The 13,988-nt window shown below is 71.6% G+C and carries 15 protein-coding genes; 4 read left to right on the top strand and 11 right to left on the bottom strand.

What is annotated here, in order from left to right:
* Complete coding sequence (locus ACR3IO_RS16620; RefSeq protein ID WP_434072339.1) at positions 1–645, bottom strand: ECF transporter S component; 645 nt, start codon at positions 643–645, stop codon at positions 1–3.
* 142 nt (positions 646–787) lie between these two features.
* On the opposite strand from ACR3IO_RS16620, the gene ACR3IO_RS16615 reads away from it, so the two are divergent.
* Both ACR3IO_RS16615 and ACR3IO_RS16610 read left to right on the top strand, forming a co-directional pair.
* Positions 788–1,426, top strand: a complete 639-nt coding sequence (locus ACR3IO_RS16615; protein WP_434072338.1) for a GntR family transcriptional regulator — start codon at positions 788–790, stop codon at positions 1,424–1,426.
* A gap of 133 nt (positions 1,427–1,559) precedes the next feature.
* Positions 1,560–2,990 carry an APC family permease gene (locus ACR3IO_RS16610; RefSeq protein ID WP_434072337.1) on the top strand — a complete coding sequence of 477 codons (1,431 nt, stop codon included), beginning with the start codon at positions 1,560–1,562 and terminating at the stop codon, positions 2,988–2,990.
* A 191-nt stretch (positions 2,991–3,181) separates the two neighbouring features.
* Here ACR3IO_RS16610 and ACR3IO_RS16605 read toward each other — a convergent pair whose 3' ends face one another.
* Genes ACR3IO_RS16605 through ACR3IO_RS16585 form a run of 5 tightly spaced genes read right to left on the bottom strand, consistent with a single transcriptional unit; the run spans position 3,182 to position 6,025 of the window.
* Positions 3,182–3,349 (bottom strand): hypothetical protein, encoded by a 168-nt coding sequence (locus ACR3IO_RS16605; RefSeq protein ID WP_434072336.1) that lies wholly within the window; start codon positions 3,347–3,349, stop codon positions 3,182–3,184.
* Positions 3,350–3,373: 24 nt separating this feature from the next.
* Positions 3,374–3,706 carry a gamma-glutamylcyclotransferase family protein gene (locus ACR3IO_RS16600; RefSeq protein ID WP_434072335.1) on the bottom strand — a complete coding sequence of 111 codons (333 nt, stop codon included), beginning with the start codon at positions 3,704–3,706 and terminating at the stop codon, positions 3,374–3,376.
* 10 nt (positions 3,707–3,716) lie between these two features.
* Complete coding sequence (locus tag ACR3IO_RS16595; protein ID WP_434072334.1) at positions 3,717–4,205, bottom strand: nucleoside deaminase; 489 nt, start codon at positions 4,203–4,205, stop codon at positions 3,717–3,719.
* A gap of 49 nt (positions 4,206–4,254) precedes the next feature.
* Entirely contained in the window at positions 4,255–5,079 is an 825-nt protein-coding gene (locus ACR3IO_RS16590; protein ID WP_434072333.1) for an endo alpha-1,4 polygalactosaminidase, read from the bottom strand.
* Positions 4,988–6,025: a DMT family transporter gene (locus ACR3IO_RS16585; protein ID WP_434072332.1), complete on the bottom strand. Its 1,038-nt coding sequence runs from the start codon at positions 6,023–6,025 to the stop codon at positions 4,988–4,990. Before ACR3IO_RS16585 ends, ACR3IO_RS16590 begins: the two co-directional genes overlap by 92 nt.
* 80 nt (positions 6,026–6,105) lie before the next feature.
* On the opposite strand from ACR3IO_RS16585, the gene ACR3IO_RS16580 reads away from it, so the two are divergent.
* Entirely contained in the window at positions 6,106–6,570 is a 465-nt protein-coding gene (locus ACR3IO_RS16580) for an Lrp/AsnC family transcriptional regulator (protein ID WP_434072331.1), read from the top strand.
* A gap of 43 nt (positions 6,571–6,613) precedes the next feature.
* On the opposite strand, the gene ACR3IO_RS16575 is transcribed toward ACR3IO_RS16580, so the two are convergent.
* Both ACR3IO_RS16575 and ACR3IO_RS16570 read right to left on the bottom strand, forming a co-directional pair.
* Positions 6,614–7,210 (bottom strand): TetR/AcrR family transcriptional regulator, encoded by a 597-nt coding sequence (locus tag ACR3IO_RS16575; protein ID WP_434072330.1) that lies wholly within the window; start codon positions 7,208–7,210, stop codon positions 6,614–6,616.
* Positions 7,210–8,100 (bottom strand): alpha/beta fold hydrolase, encoded by an 891-nt coding sequence (locus ACR3IO_RS16570; protein WP_434072383.1) that lies wholly within the window; start codon positions 8,098–8,100, stop codon positions 7,210–7,212. Before ACR3IO_RS16570 ends, ACR3IO_RS16575 begins: the two co-directional genes overlap by 1 nt.
* A gap of 144 nt (positions 8,101–8,244) precedes the next feature.
* Between ACR3IO_RS16570 and ACR3IO_RS16565 the strand changes: the two genes are divergently transcribed.
* Positions 8,245–11,532, top strand: coding sequence for a beta strand repeat-containing protein (locus ACR3IO_RS16565; protein ID WP_434072329.1), 3,288 nt, complete (start codon positions 8,245–8,247; stop codon positions 11,530–11,532).
* Between the two features lie 9 nt (positions 11,533–11,541).
* Here the strand turns inward: ACR3IO_RS16565 and ACR3IO_RS16560 are convergent, their stop codons facing one another.
* Genes ACR3IO_RS16560 through ACR3IO_RS16550 form a run of 3 tightly spaced genes read right to left on the bottom strand, consistent with a single transcriptional unit; the run spans position 11,542 to position 13,986 of the window.
* Entirely contained in the window at positions 11,542–12,207 is a 666-nt protein-coding gene (locus ACR3IO_RS16560; RefSeq protein ID WP_434072328.1) for a VanZ family protein, read from the bottom strand.
* Positions 12,204–13,298, bottom strand: coding sequence for a sensor histidine kinase (locus ACR3IO_RS16555; RefSeq protein WP_434072327.1), 1,095 nt, complete (start codon positions 13,296–13,298; stop codon positions 12,204–12,206). Before ACR3IO_RS16555 ends, ACR3IO_RS16560 begins: the two co-directional genes overlap by 4 nt.
* Entirely contained in the window at positions 13,291–13,986 is a 696-nt protein-coding gene (locus ACR3IO_RS16550) for a response regulator transcription factor (RefSeq protein ID WP_434072326.1), read from the bottom strand. The genes ACR3IO_RS16555 and ACR3IO_RS16550 overlap by 8 nt, the downstream gene beginning before the upstream one ends.
* Between the last annotated feature and the right edge of the window lie 2 nt (positions 13,987–13,988).

The following is a 13,988-nucleotide window of genomic DNA, read 5'->3' as shown; positions in this document are numbered from 1 at the left end:
TCACGCCTCGCGAGGGCGAGCCTCGCGACCGGATGCGAAGCGGCTGAGCGCGCCCGTGCGGGCGAGGCCGCGCACGGCGAGCCAGGAGAGGAGGCCGGCCAGCACGGCACCGGACACGATCGCGGCCACGACGTAGATGGTCGAGAAGGCGGATGCGGAGCCGGGGTACCAGAGGATGAGGTCGTTGATCGCCAGTGCGAGCCCGCTCACGGCGCCTGCGAGCAGGGCGACCGGGAGGTTCCAGCGGCGGTACAGGAAGGCCGCGAAGACGAGTTCGGCGCCGAGGCCCTGCACGAGGCCGGACTCGAGCGTCAGCGGCCCCCACTGGTTGCCGACGAGCGCCGAGACCGCAGCGGCGACGAGTTCGCCGAACAGGGCCGCACCCGGCTTGCGGATGACGAGTGCCGTGAGGATGCCGGCGAACAGCCAGCCCCCGCCGACGATCGCCTGCAGGCCGGGCAGCACGGCGCCGACTGGCGCGCTGATCGGGTTGGAGAGGATGTTCCAGAGCACGAACACCAGCCCGGACGCGACGCCGAGGACGCTGGCGACGACGATGTCGATGACGCGCCACCGGAACGGTGACGTCCGCGGTTCGTCGCCGTCGACCGGGGCGGTGGTGTCGGTCGCGCTCTGCTGGCTCATGTCTGGCTCCTCGGAAGCTCGGGTGGGATTCCACAACTATGCGGCCGAGCGAGGGTCGTGTGTGCACGTGTTGCTGAACGTGTACTTTCTGTATACAGATCCATCTGATCCGTACACTCGCCCGAGCAGCTGAGGAGCATCCATGTCGCGCGCACCCCTCCACGTGCAGTTGAGGGACGACCTGCTCGCCGGGCGATTCCCCTGGGACGAGCCGCTCGTGGAGGGCCGGCTGACCGACCTCTACGGCGTGTCCCGCACCCCGATCCGCGAGGCGCTGAACCGACTCGAGCAGCAGGGGCTCATCGTGCGCTCGCTCCGCGGGTACCGCATCCAGTCGGGAACCCCCGAGGACGTGATCGACATCTACGACGTGCGCATCGCGCTCGAACAGGCCGCCGCACAGGCCGCGGCGGTGCGTCGCACCGACCTGCAACTGGCGGAGCTCACGCAGCTGCAGCGCGAGGCCAAGCAGGAGGAGGATCCCGCCGTGGCCCGACAGCTCCACGCGCGTTGGCACGAGCACCTCTGGGCGGCCTCGGAGAACGCCACGCTCATCACGATGCTGCAGGGCCTGATCGTACGGCTGCGCATCTTCGATCAGGACGCCTTCCACCGGCAGGACGTGCACGAGTCGATGCTCGAGCACGACGCCGTGCTCGAGGGGATCCGGAACCGCGATCCCCTCGCCGCCCGGGAGGCCATCGCGGCGCACCTCATCCGGACGAAGCGCGAACGGCTCGACACCTTCGCGCGTCGCAGGGTCGGCGCCGACGGGCCGTGACCGAGCGCGCTGCACACCCGCACCGAGCCGTGCCCGGTCGCCCCGCGCGGAGCGAGGTCGTCCGCGGTATCCGCCGAAGGGGTTGAGCCGGCGACGCGGATGTGGTCGGCTGGGTCGGGGGAAGGGGTGCGACATGAACGACGACCCGTCGTGGACACAAGTCGTGAAGGCCGTCGAGCCGGAGCAGCCGCAGTTGAAGCGGGTGCTCGGGCCGGGTCTGCTGCTGCTCTTCATCGTCGGCGACATCCTCGGCACGGGCATCTACGCCCTCACGGGCCAGGTCGCCGCCGAGGTCGGAGGCGCGGCCTGGCTGCCGTTCCTCCTCGCGTTCGCGGTCGCGACCGTGACGGCGTTCTCCTACCTGGAGCTCGTGACGAAGTACCCGCAGGCGGCCGGGGCGGCGCTGTACACGCACAAGGCGTTCGGCATCCACTTCTTCACCTTCATCGTGTGCTTCATCGTGATGACCTCCGGCATCACGTCGGCGTCGACGGCCTCGCGGGCGTTCGCGGCGAACCTCCTCGTCGCCTTCGGGATCCCGGATGCCACGGTGACGACGCTGCTCATCGCACTGGCGTTCATCGTGCTCATCATGCTGGTGAACCTCCGCGGCGTGTCCGAGAGCGTCTGGCTCAATGTGTTCCTGACGCTCGTGGAGCTCTCGGGACTGCTCCTCGTCATCTTCATCGGCATGTGGGCGATCGCCGGCGGCAACGCCGACTGGTCGCGCGTCGTGGCCTTCGAGACGCCCGAGGACAAGGGCGTGCTGCTCGCGGTCAGCACCGCGACCTCCCTGGCCTTCTTCGCGATGGTCGGCTTCGAGGACTCGGTCAACATGGCCGAGGAGACGAAGGACCCGAGCCGCATCTTCCCGAAGATGATGCTGAGCGGGCTCGGCATCGCAGCGGTCATCTACGTGCTGGTGTCGATCACCGTGGTCGCGCTGGTGCCGATCGGCGACCTCGTCGGCAGCGAGACGCCGCTCGTCACCGCGGTCGAGGCCGCCGCGCCCGGATTCCCGATCAACGACCTGCTCCCGTTCATCTCGATGTTCGCGGTCGCCAACACCGCCCTGATCAACATGATGATGGCGAGCCGCCTGCTCTACGGCATGAGCCGGCAGCAGGTGCTGCCGCCGTTCCTCGGCAAGGTCGCGCCGAAGCGGCAGACGCCGTGGGCGGCGATCCTCTTCACGAGCGCGCTCGCCGCAGGCCTCATCACCTACGTCTCGCTCGACGCCGAGGGCTCGATCGTCGCCCTGCTGGGCGGCACGACGTCGCTGCTGCTGCTCACCGTGTTCGCGATCGTCAACGTGACCGTGCTCGTGCTGCGCCGGCAGCCCGTCGAGCACAAGCACTTCCGCACGCCCTCGGCGCTGCCGGTCATCGGTGCGATCACCTGCCTGTACCTGGTGTTCCCGTGGACCTCCGGCCGCCCCGCCGGGCAGTACGGGATCGCGGTCGCGCTCCTGGCCATCGGCGTCCTGCTCTGGATCGCCGAGCGCATCTACACCGCGTCCCGGCGCCGTCGCGAGCGACCGGTCGAGCGATCGAAGACGTCGTAGCCGGGACCCGTGCGGGCGGCACCTGGGTGCGCACGGTGGCGAGCTGCACCTCGGTCGGCGATGAGCTGGAGGTGCTCCACGACCTTGGCCCCCGGCGACGCTTGTAGCTGACACCCGCCGCCCTGTCGTGCCACTCTGCGGACAGGTGGTCGATCGCGTCCTTCAGCGCCGCTCGCCACGTCGCGGCGGCCTCACGCGAACGGATCGACCAGCGCCGAGTAACCGCACGTGAGGCAGTCCAGCGTGATGGTGAGCGCGTTGTCCTCGAGCGAGAGCACGCCGCCATCGAGGATGTCGCCGCAGCGCGGACAGGGATCGGGGCTCCTGAACCGCGGCTCGTCGCCCTCGTCGATCTCCATGTCTCCAGTATCCGACGGCGCTCGTCAGCCCGCGGCGTACACCCACGCCGTGACGCCCGACTCGAGAACCACGGCGACGCGGACGTAGTCGTCGACCTCGTACCGGTCGGCCGCGGCCAGCTGCGCCGGCGTGAGCTCCAGCACCGCCCCCTCGACTCGGTCGGCAGGGTCGTCGGTGCGCTCGAGGATGGGGTGCTCGGCCGCGCCGCTCAGGGCGAGCACCGCGGCATCCGTGATGCGCAGCACGCCGAGGCGCCAGCCGACGAGGGCGTCGGGGGCCGTGGGCAGCTCGGCGCCGAACGTCTCGCGCTGCACCCGGGGGAACCTCAGCGTGCCGTACGAGAACAGGTGCTCCATGTCGGCCACGTCAGCCCCAGAACCCGTCGTGCACGGCCGTCGCCTCGGGGAGGTCGGCGGGACCCGCGACAGCCACGGGCCTGCCGCCGTGCGCGAACACCTCGCGGCAGGGGAGCGCCATGGTGGGCACGCCCTCCTGCTCGGCGACGATGTCGCGCAGCCCGTCCTCGCCGAGCGCGTACACGACGCGGGGGATGCCGCTCCAGTAGATGGCGCCCGAGCACATCGCGCACGGCTCGGTGCTCGTGTAGAGGGTGCTGGTCGCGAGTTCCTCGACCGACAGCGCCGCGGCGGCGGCGCGCACCACGTTCGTCTCGGCGTGGCCGGTCGGATCGTGCTGCGTGACCACGCTGTTCATCGCCTCGACCGTGCGGCCGTCGGCCGTCACGACGAGGGATCCGAAGGGATGGTCGCCGCGTGCGCGGGCCGCGGCGGCGAGCTCGGTGCAACGACGCAGCCGGTCGAGATCGGTGTCGGTCAGGGTCGTGCCATCGGTCATGCTGGGCTCCTCGGGGTCGTTTCCATCATCGCCGAGTGGGACCACGCGGTCACCCGCAGAGCTCGAAGACGTGCTCGGGGTCGCCGGGCACGGTCAGATCGCGGTCGCGCAGCACGAGCGACGCGGGCGCATCCGGCGCCTCGCAGAGCTCGGCGAACGGCCGGGGGAGCGCATCCGTGTACTCGATCGCGATGACGTGCGGGCCGTACACGTCGGCGTAGGCGCCGCATTCGTCGTAGGCCGCGCACTCCTCGACCACCGCGAAGTCGAACCCCGCATCGGAGTGCAGCCTGGCGGTCGCCTCGGCGGCGTTCTTCTGACCGGCCGCGAGCCCGTGAGCGTGGGCGGTGCGCACGAGCGTCGTCGCGAGAGCCACGTTGTCCTCGAGGGTCATCGCCCCGCCCGATCGGGTGTACGAGTCGAGGTTGTCGAACTCGACGGCGTCGAAGCCCGACTCCGCGCATCCTTCGATCCATGGCCCGACGACGTCGGCGATGCTCGCGCGTCGTTCGGCGGTGGATGTGTCGAGCAGGGCCTCGTCGGGCCAGTCGGGGTCGATCACATCGGAGCCGTCGCGCGTCAGCACGAGGTCGTCGGGCCAGGACCCGCGCTCGCCCGGCTGCGTCTGGAACCCGTTGACGTAGCAGACGGAGTAGCGCCCGACGGCGGGCTCGCTGGTCCGGTCGCGGGCGACGATGCCGACGTCGGGGTCGGGTTCGTACGCGCCGCCGAGCTGGTAGTCGGGGGCGGCTCCGGCCGGCGGCAGCACGACGGCATCGGCCTCAGGGGCGGGGCGCGCCGAGCACCCCGAGGCGAACACGACCGCCAGCGCGAGCGCGCCCAGGGCGAGGCGGCTGCCGACGCGGTGGATCATCGTGTCCCATGCTCGCATGCCCGGGCACGAGGCATCCGTCGCCCTGGGCGACCCGGCGCCGGCGACGCGGTGCGTTGAAGAGCAGCACTCCGGTCACGACGATCGCCATCGCGATGGCGACGCCGCCCGTGACCGGCTCGCCGAGGATCGGCACGGCGAGGCCCGCGGCCGCCACGGGGCTGAGCGCGCCGGCCGTGGCGGCGATGCCGCTGCCGAGCACCCGCACCGCGTACGCGTAGGAGATCGTCGAGAGGATGCCGGTGCCGAGGCCCTGGAGCACCGTGAAGACCAGCACGTCCGCGGGCAGCGCCGTTCCGGCGAGCAGGTGCGACGGCATCGCCCCCGAGCACGCGAGCGCGACGGCCGCCAGCGTCGACGGAAGGCAGACGACCAGCACCGTGGTCGTGAGGCTCAGCGTGCTTCGCTTGAGTCCCACCGTGTAGACGGCCCAGATGAATCCGGCCGTGAGCAGTGCGGCGAGCCCGATCGGTGCCGCCGAGGCGCTCGTCAGCATCGCGGCGGCCGCCACGCCCACGACGATCACGGCGACGGATGCCAGCTGCCGAGCGGGGACTCGGGCGCGTCCGCCCACGAGTACGAGTGCCGTCACGAACAGCGGAACGGTACCGGGGATGATGAGCCCGACGAGCGCGGCGGGAGCGAGGTGGCCTCCGAGCGCCGACACCAGGAAGTGCGGCAGGCCGCCGAGGAGCAGGAGCAGGATCGTCGTGCGCCGCTCGGATCGGACCTCCCGGATCGCGCGGGGCAGCCACGGCGCGAGCGCCAGCACCGGCGTCGCGAACCGCAGCATGCTCAGGTCGATCGTCGTCAACGAGGAGGCGCCGACGCCGCGCAGGGTGAGCGCGAACGAGGCCCAGAGCAGCACGGCGACCGTCATGGCTACGACGCCGAGCGCCCGTCGGCGTGAGGTCGGGTTCGTGAGCACGTCGCAACACTAGGAAATCCGGCGGCGCAGGCGATTGCCGACTGTGCCACGAATACACGTTGGTTTGGCAGAATATGCCAATGCGAACGCTCGATGCCATCGACCGCCACATCCTGCTCGAACTCCAGCAGGACGGGCGGCTCACGAACCAGGAACTCGCCGACCGGGTGGGCCTCTCGCCGTCGCCCTGCCTGCGCCGGGTCCGCCAGCTCCAGGACGACGGCGTCATCACCGGGTACTCCGCCGAGATCGCCGCCGGTGCCGTCGGGCTGGCCATCACCGCCTTCGTACGACTCCGGCTCTCGTCGCACGCGACGGACGTCGTCGATGCCGTCGAGGAGCGGCTCCGCGGCATCCCCGAGGTCGTCGAGGCATACCTGCTCGCGGGTGACGACGACTACCTCGCGAAGGTCGCCGTGGCCTCCTTCAGCGAGTACGAGGAACTCATGCGCGGCCAGCTGCGCGCCATCCCGGCGATCGCCGGCATCACGACGACCTTCGCCTTCGGCGTCACCAAGTCGCGTTCGCCGCTCCCGCTGCGCTGACCAGCCGTCGTCGCGGTGGACCGCGCGAGGTGGCGACGAGTGCTCACGCGCCTGCCGACGGCTCGACCTCGAAGACCGCGGCCATGCGGCCGAGCGCCTCGATCGCGCCCTCGAGCTCCGACGGCGTCATCGGCCCGAGCAGCCTGCCCGCCGACAGGAGGCCGATGGTCGCGCTCGACAGGGCGAGCGCGACATGCTCGGGCGAGACATCCGCCATCAGGGCCCCGCGGGCCTGCAGGCCGCGCACCCAGCCGACGAAGCGCTCATGGCGTCGTCGGTACCGATCGTCGGCGACGGTGTCGACGTGCGCACCGAGCACCGCGCGATCGTCGAGGAACGCGGCGGTCATCAGGGGGTCGTCGAGCAGGGCTCGCGCCGCTGCGCGGTAGGCGGCACCGAGGCCGGGTGCCTCGCCGACCTCGAGCCGAACGCGATCGCGCAGGCGTCGGGTCGCGCGGCGCAGCACGGCGTCGAGGAGGTCGCGCTTGCCCGTGAACTCGAGGTAGACCGCCCCCTTGCCGATGCCCGCTTCCGCGGCGACGGCTGCGATGCCCATCGCGTCGAAGCCGCGCTCGAGGATCAGGCGCTCGGTGGCATCGAGGAGGCGTTCGCGACGGTCGGGCACGAGCGGGCGGGGCATCAGCCGACCCGCCGGAGGAAGCCGACCATGGCCGGGATCACGAGATCGGGCCGATCGCGCTGCACCCAGTGCCCGGCATCCGGGACCTCCAGCAGCTCGGCCTGGGGGAGCAGCCGGGCCGCGGTCCTCGCGCGCGCGATCGGCACCCCGCGGTCGTGATCGCCGTGGATGACCAGTGTCGGCGTCGGGATCCCGGGCAGTCGGTCGGCATAGTCGGTGCGCAACCGGTTCCAGAGCACCTGCTCGCGCTGCCATTCGCCGAACACCTCGAGGCCGTCGGATGCGGCGGCCTCCGCGATCACGGCCTGCACGAGGTTCGGCGTGCGCGCGTCCGGGTTGCGCACGATGGCGCGAAGGCCGCGTTCCATGGCGGCTGGATTCCGCGAGTACGACCGGGTCATGGCCGAGACGAGCCCGGATCTGAGCAGCAGGAACGTCGCGGCATGGCTCGGCCGACCGAACAGCCCGTCGGAGAGGCGGGGCATGATGCCGAAGCACCCCAGCAGCATCGCGCCGCGCGCCCGATCCGGCCGATCGAGCAGGTGGCCGAGGGTCAGGCCGCCGCCGAGCGAGAGCCCGCAGATCACGTAGTCATCGAGGTCGAGGGCGTCGACCAGTTCGCCCACGTACCGCACGAGGTGCGGCTGCGTCAGCCGCCATTCGGCTCGCGGGCTGCGACCGAATCCCGGGTGATCCGGAGCGAACACGCGGAGGCCGGAGTCCGCGAGCGCGGGTCCGACCTCGCCCCACGAGAGCTCGGCGCTGTCGGCCCCTCCGCCGTGCAGGAGGAGCACCGTGGGGAGGCCCACGCCGCTCGCCCCGCCGCCGTCCGGCGTCCACTCCTGGAGCGAGACCGTCGCGCCGGTCACCGAGACGGTCGTGCGACGCATGTTCACGGGTGCCTCCGATCGTTGTGACCAGAATACATAATGTGGTCACTACGCGGATCGGTGCGCATCCGGCGAGGCGTCGCTACGCTGGAGGAGTCGTCGGTGCGGTTCGGGGTGGGTCCCATCGGCGCGTTGGGGGGAAGCATGATCGACGTGCTCGCGAGGTCCGAACGACGGCGGCGGGCGGTCGCGCTCGGCGCCGCGCTCTGCCTGGCGGCGCTGGTCGGCGTCCTGGGTACTGCGGCGATGCCGGTCGCGCCGGCCTCGGCGATCGGCCAGGTTCCGGCCCTCGCGGATCCCGACGACCCCGACACGGGCGATCCGCTGCCGCCCGACGACGCCCCGGTGCCCGAAGGGCTCGACGAGCCCGCGCCGGTCCCGGACGACTCCGTCGTCGAGTTCCCGCCGCCCCCGCGGCCGGGCCTCGTGCCGAACGCGAACAGCCTGCCCATCGCCTGGGTCGGCACGCCGGACCTTCGCCCGGGCGGCGGTCCGGTGCTGACGCTCCAGGCAGCGCTGAATGCCGCACCGGACGGCGGCACCGTCTCGTTCGACGCGAACGACTACGCCTTCACCGGTTCGCTGGCCGTCACCCGGTCGGTCACGCTCGACAGCGCCTCCTCCTCCGTGCTCTTCACCCGCCTCACGGTCAGCGCCGGCGGCCTGGCGTTGGCCCCGGATGTCTCGCTCGGCGTCGCGTCGACGGGTGCCACCGTGTCGGTCACCGGGTCCGGCGTCACTCTCGATGGGGTCACGGTGCGCAATCCGAGTGCCGTCGCCCGGCCGACGGGGGTCCAGCTCGGTGCCGGCCTGACCGGGGTCGTGATCGACGGGTACACGATGGACGGCGGCGGCGAGCTCTCGTCCTACGGCGTCAACCTGACGACGGCGTCGGCGACGATCACCGACGCCGCCATCACGGGCGTCGCGACCGGCATCCTCGCCACCGCCGCGTCGACGGCGAGCGGCATCGCGGTCTCGGGCGGCACGGTCACGGCGTCGACGTCCGGCATCTCGCTCGGCGCGACATCCGAGCCGCACGTGACGGACGTGGAGGTCACCGGGCCCGACGCGACCGGAACGGGCATCGACCTCGCCAATTCGAGCGGCGCGGTGGTCGACGGCGTCAGCGTGCACGGGTTCGCCCGCGGCATCGGCACGAGCACGACCAACGCCGCCGACGGGCCGACCATCACCGAGCCGACGATCGACGGCGCGAGTCGCGAGGGCATCGCCCTCGGTGCAACGATCGCCCCCCGAGTTGTCGGCGCGGACATCACGGGCGCCGATGCGAACCAGTCGACCGGCATCCTCGTCTTCAAGGCGACCGCGGCCGTCATCGAGACGCCCACCGTCACCGGGATGATGTACGGCATCACCACCCATCTGCTCAATACCGGCACGGGCCCGGTCATCACCGCGCCGCGGGTCACCGCCTTCGGCGCCATCACGCTGGGCTCGACGCAGGGCGCGTCGGTCTCCGACGCCGTGCTCGACGCCGGCGACTGGGGTGAGAACGGCACCGGGATCAACCTCGTGAACGCGGGCAGGGCGACGATCACGAACGAGACCGCGACGGGCTTCCTCTACGCGGTCGGGGCGCAGTCGTCGATGGACCCCGAGTCGGACCGCGTCGACATCTCGATCAGCGACCTCTCCGTGGTCGGCGCACCGAACGCCTCAAGCGGCGTCTACCTGCTCGGCGCCGAGAACGCGACCATCACTGGCATCGACGCCGAACTGACCGGCGCGGCCCTCGTCATCCACCAGTCCGTCGGCGTGAACGCCTCGGACATCGTCGTGGACGGTCGTGAAGGACCGACCCCCGTGACCGGCGCCGCGATCCTGCGCGCGTACGGGTCGCAGGACGTGAACGTCGACGACGCGAGCATCGACGGCGGGTCCTACGGCTTCTTCTACTCGGCTGCGGATGGCGCGACGGTGACGAACGCGACCGTGGCGAACGTCGTGGAGCGCGCCGTGTACGGACGCAGCGTCGCGAACCTGGACGTGAGCGCCTCGTCGTTCACCGGCAATGCCGCGGTCGGTGTCCTCGTGGTGACCACGCCCGAGAATGGCATCAGTCATGACATCTCGATCCACGACAACGTCATGACGGGCAACGGCGGCGGCGTGCACGTGCTGCAGGGCACGACCGGCGTCGAGATCCTCCGCAATACGGTCAGCGGTCAGCCGGAGTTCGTCACGGCCGGCGGCGCGCATTCGCTCCTGGTCTCCGACAACGTCGTCGAGCAGGGGCCTGACGCGGTCGCGATCTCCGTCGCGCCGCTGTGGGAGGACGGGGCCGAGCCCGGCTCGTACTCGTCGTCGGGCATCGAGGTGCTGGGCAACGCGTTCAGCGGCGGCGGCACCTGGATCTCGGTCGGGTCCTCCGACCCCGCGGCGCCCGACGCGGCGCGTCGCACCCTGCGCGACCCGGTGCTCGCGACCGGCAACGTGTTCCCGGCGGCATCCACGGCCGTGCAGACCTACGCCAACGCCGTCCTCGGCGAGGATGCCGCGGCCACCCCGGTCGCGCGCGCCCTGCCCGTCGACGGGCCGGTCGCCGTCGACGCCCGCGACCACGACGACCCCAACGACTGGGGATCCGAATGCCGGGCCACCGGCTTCCTCGACGGTGCCTCGTACTACGAGGGCGGTGGTGCGGCCGTGTCCGAGTTGACCGAGGCCCCCGTGCTCTATCCGATGAACTGCATCGACCTCTCGCTCGAGCAGGCGCTCGACGTCGCCGACGACGAGGTGCTCGGCGTCGGCGAACTCGTCACCTGGACGCTCACCCCGCACAACGAGGGTCCCCGAGCGGCGCCGGCCGGCTGGACGATCACGCAACTGCTTCCGGACACGGTGGAGCTGGTCTCGCTGACGGGCGACGGATACTCCGTGGCCGACGTCATCGCGACGTCGGGCGAATCGATCCCCGCGGGCGACGACGGCCCCGTGCTGACCGTGGTCGTCCGCATCCTGTCGGTGCCGAGCGACACGACCACCATGCGCAACGTCGCCTACGTCGCGCCGGCCGAGCCCGTCGACCTCGATGCCGACGGCTTCGTCGACGAGGTCTTCGAACGGCTGAATCCACTCGTCGTGCCGACCCTCGACACCGACACCGAGGCATCCGAGACCGACAATGACGCCCAGGGCGTCTGGTCGGTCGCCGGCTCGGTCACACCGGAGCCCCCCGAGCCGCCGGATGACGGCGGTGAGACGCCGGGCGGTGGCGGCGAGACGCCCGGCGGGGGGACGCCCGGCGGGGCGTCCGGCGACGGTTCGTCGAGCGCCGACCTGGCGAGAACCGGCACGGACCTGACCCGGATGCTCGCGCTCGCGGCGCTGCTGCTCTGCGGCGGTGTGGTGCTCGCGGCGAGGTCGCGTCGAACCGCACGTGTGGCACGCACCGCGCGTCAGGACTGAGCGCGGGTCTCACCGGCACCGCTGTTCGTGCGCCTCCCCATCGATTCGGCGCGCACTCGCCGCGGATCCCGGCGCGGCGTGCGGTGTGCCCTGCATCGAGACCATGACGTCGGGCTGCGGGCCGAAGTTCAGGGGCGACGCAACGATGACGGCGGTCCCGGCCAGGGCGAGCACGGTCAGGACCGCGCAGACCCGCGACATCGCCGGCACGGTCCGCTCGTCGAGCCGGCGGCGCACGAGCGCGAACAGGCCGAGCCCGAGCATGCCCCCGACGGTGTTGGTGACGAGGTCGGTGACGTCGGAACTGCCGACCGCGAGGGCGTACTGCGCGACCTCGAGGGCGAGGCTCGCGTTGGCGAACACGGCGACCGACCTCCACCACGGCCACGTCGGTGCGAGCAGGCCGAGCAGGAAGCCGAACGGCACGAAGAGCAGGACGTTCGCGACGACCTCCGACGGCGCGCTGGCGCCGTTGCAGGCGTCCGAGAGGAACGGCACGAGCTTCACCTGGCGCAGGTCGCCGGAGCCGAGGTACGGAAGTTCGAGCTTCCACAGGACGATCCAGAAGAGGAGCGCGAGGTACACCCCGAACGAGGTCGACAGCAGGAGGCGAGCGCGCCCGGACGATCGGGCTCCGTCCCTCGCCGATGGGCGCATCCGCTCGTCGACGCTCATCGGACGGAGTCCGTCGGCACGGCCGGGAGGCGCACCGTCACGCGCATCCCGCCCTCAGGGCGCCCGACGATCGTGAGCGTCCCGTCGTGCGCCTGCGCGATGCTCTTCACGATCGCGAGGCCGAGGCCGACGCCGCCGTGATCGCCGCGGATGCGCTCGGTGCCGCGCTGGAACGGTTCGGTGAGCGTGGCGACGAGGTGCGGCGGAAGGTGCTCGCCCGTGTTCTCGACCTCGAGCGTGACGAAGCCATCGTGCACGGCGGTGCTGACCTGCGCCGTGCCGTGCTCGGGCAGGTTGTGCACGATGGCGTTGTGCAGCAGGTTCGTGGTCAGCTGCAAGAGGAGCGCGGGCGACCCGAGGGCGGGCGTGACCTCCCCGGACGTCTCGATGACGACCCCACGCCGCTCCGCGAGCGGGAGGAGGGTCTCGGCCGCCTCCTCCGCGAGGAGCGAGAGGTCCACCGTCTCCCGGGCGAACGACCGCTGGTCGGCTCGGCTGAGCACGAGCAGCGCCTCGGTGAGCTCGATCGCGCGGGCGTTGACCACGGCGAGACGCTCGATGAGCGCGCCGTTGTCGCGGTCGGGGTCGTTGCGGGCCACCTCGAGCAGGGTCTGGGTGATCGCGAGCGGGGTGCGCAGTTCGTGGGACGCGTTGGCCGCGAATCGCCGCTGCTCGTCGACGTGGGCCTCGAGCCGGGCGAGCATGACGTCGAAGCTGTCGGCGAGCTCGCGGAACTCGTCGTTCCGACCCTCCAGTTCGATGCGATACGACAGGGATCCGTTCGCGGCCCGGCGGGTGGCATCCGTGATGCGGGCCAGGGGCACGAGCATGCGGCCGGCGAGGAACCACCCGCCGAGCAGGCCGAACGCCAGGAGGAAGAGCAGCACCCAGGCAACGACCGGTCCGAAGGCGCGGACGAGGTCGTCGCGGCCGGGCACGAAGCCGCTGATCGTGTTGATCGCCTCCGCGGGCACGTACCGCAGGAGGAAGAGCCACACCGCCGCGAGCAGCAGGAAGCTCGCCACCATGAGGAACCCGGCGTAGCTGAGCGCGAGCTTCAGCCGCACGCTCATGCCCGGCGCCCTACTCATGCCGGTCCGTCTTGTCGCGAGCGGATGCCCCGGTGTCGATGCGATAGCCCACGCCGGGCACGGTGGCGATCAACCAGGGCTCGCCGAGCCGCTTGCGCAGGGCCGAGACCGTGATGCGCACGGCGTTCGTGAAGGGGTCGGCGTTCTCGTCCCAGGCCCGCTCCAGCAGCTCCTCGGCGCTGATGACGCCGCCCTCGGCGCTGACGAGCACCTCGAGCACGGCGAACTGCTTGCGCGTCAGGGCGACGTATCGGCCGTCGCGGAAGACCTCGCGGCGGAACGGGTCCAGCCGCAGCCCGGCGATCTCCCGCACCGGCGGCCTCGTGTGCGCGCGCCGACGGTCGAGCGCCCGGAGCCGGAGCACGAGCTCCTGCAGCTCGAACGGCTTCGTCAGGTAGTCGTCGGCGCCCAGCCCGAAGCCGGACGCCTTGTCGTCGAGGCGGTCGGCGGCCGTGAGCATCAGGATCGGGATGCCGCTGCCGGAGGCGACGATGCGCTCGGCGACCTCGTCGCCGGACGGGCCGGGGATGTCGCGATCCAGGACGGCGATGTCGTACGCGTTGATGCTCAGGAGTTCGAGCGCGGTGTCGCCGTCGCCGGCGAGGTCGGCCGCGATCGCCGCCAGGCGCAGCCCGTCGCGGATGGCCTCCGCCATCAACGGTTCGTCCTCCACCACCAGCACTCGCATGA

This window comes from Agromyces sp. Marseille-Q5079, from assembly GCF_051016555.1.
Lineage (GTDB): Bacteria > Actinomycetota > Actinomycetes > Actinomycetales > Microbacteriaceae > Agromyces.
Note: the sequence above shows the minus strand (reverse complement) of the source record. Positions and strands in the feature narration are given on the sequence as shown.

Coding starts and splice junctions, on each gene's coding strand:
- ACR3IO_RS16550 (WP_434072326.1), bottom strand. CDS start 13,986: ATGCGAGTGCTGGTGGTGGAGGACGAACCGTTGATGGCGGAGGCCATC.
- ACR3IO_RS16570 (WP_434072383.1), bottom strand. CDS start 8,100: ATGCGTCGCACGACCGTCTCGGTGACCGGCGCGACGGTCTCGCTCCAG.
- ACR3IO_RS16580 (WP_434072331.1), top strand. CDS start 6,106: ATGCGAACGCTCGATGCCATCGACCGCCACATCCTGCTCGAACTCCAG.
- ACR3IO_RS16560 (WP_434072328.1), bottom strand. CDS start 12,207: ATGAGCGTCGACGAGCGGATGCGCCCATCGGCGAGGGACGGAGCCCGA.
- ACR3IO_RS16610 (WP_434072337.1), top strand. CDS start 1,560: ATGAACGACGACCCGTCGTGGACACAAGTCGTGAAGGCCGTCGAGCCG.
- ACR3IO_RS16600 (WP_434072335.1), bottom strand. CDS start 3,706: ATGGAGCACCTGTTCTCGTACGGCACGCTGAGGTTCCCCCGGGTGCAG.
- ACR3IO_RS16620 (WP_434072339.1), bottom strand. CDS start 645: ATGAGCCAGCAGAGCGCGACCGACACCACCGCCCCGGTCGACGGCGAC.
- ACR3IO_RS16595 (WP_434072334.1), bottom strand. CDS start 4,205: ATGACCGATGGCACGACCCTGACCGACACCGATCTCGACCGGCTGCGT.
- ACR3IO_RS16575 (WP_434072330.1), bottom strand. CDS start 7,210: ATGCCCCGCCCGCTCGTGCCCGACCGTCGCGAACGCCTCCTCGATGCC.
- ACR3IO_RS16565 (WP_434072329.1), top strand. CDS start 8,245: ATGATCGACGTGCTCGCGAGGTCCGAACGACGGCGGCGGGCGGTCGCG.
- ACR3IO_RS16615 (WP_434072338.1), top strand. CDS start 788: ATGTCGCGCGCACCCCTCCACGTGCAGTTGAGGGACGACCTGCTCGCC.
- ACR3IO_RS16605 (WP_434072336.1), bottom strand. CDS start 3,349: ATGGAGATCGACGAGGGCGACGAGCCGCGGTTCAGGAGCCCCGATCCC.
- ACR3IO_RS16555 (WP_434072327.1), bottom strand. CDS start 13,298: ATGAGTAGGGCGCCGGGCATGAGCGTGCGGCTGAAGCTCGCGCTCAGC.
- ACR3IO_RS16590 (WP_434072333.1), bottom strand. CDS start 5,079: ATGATCCACCGCGTCGGCAGCCGCCTCGCCCTGGGCGCGCTCGCGCTG.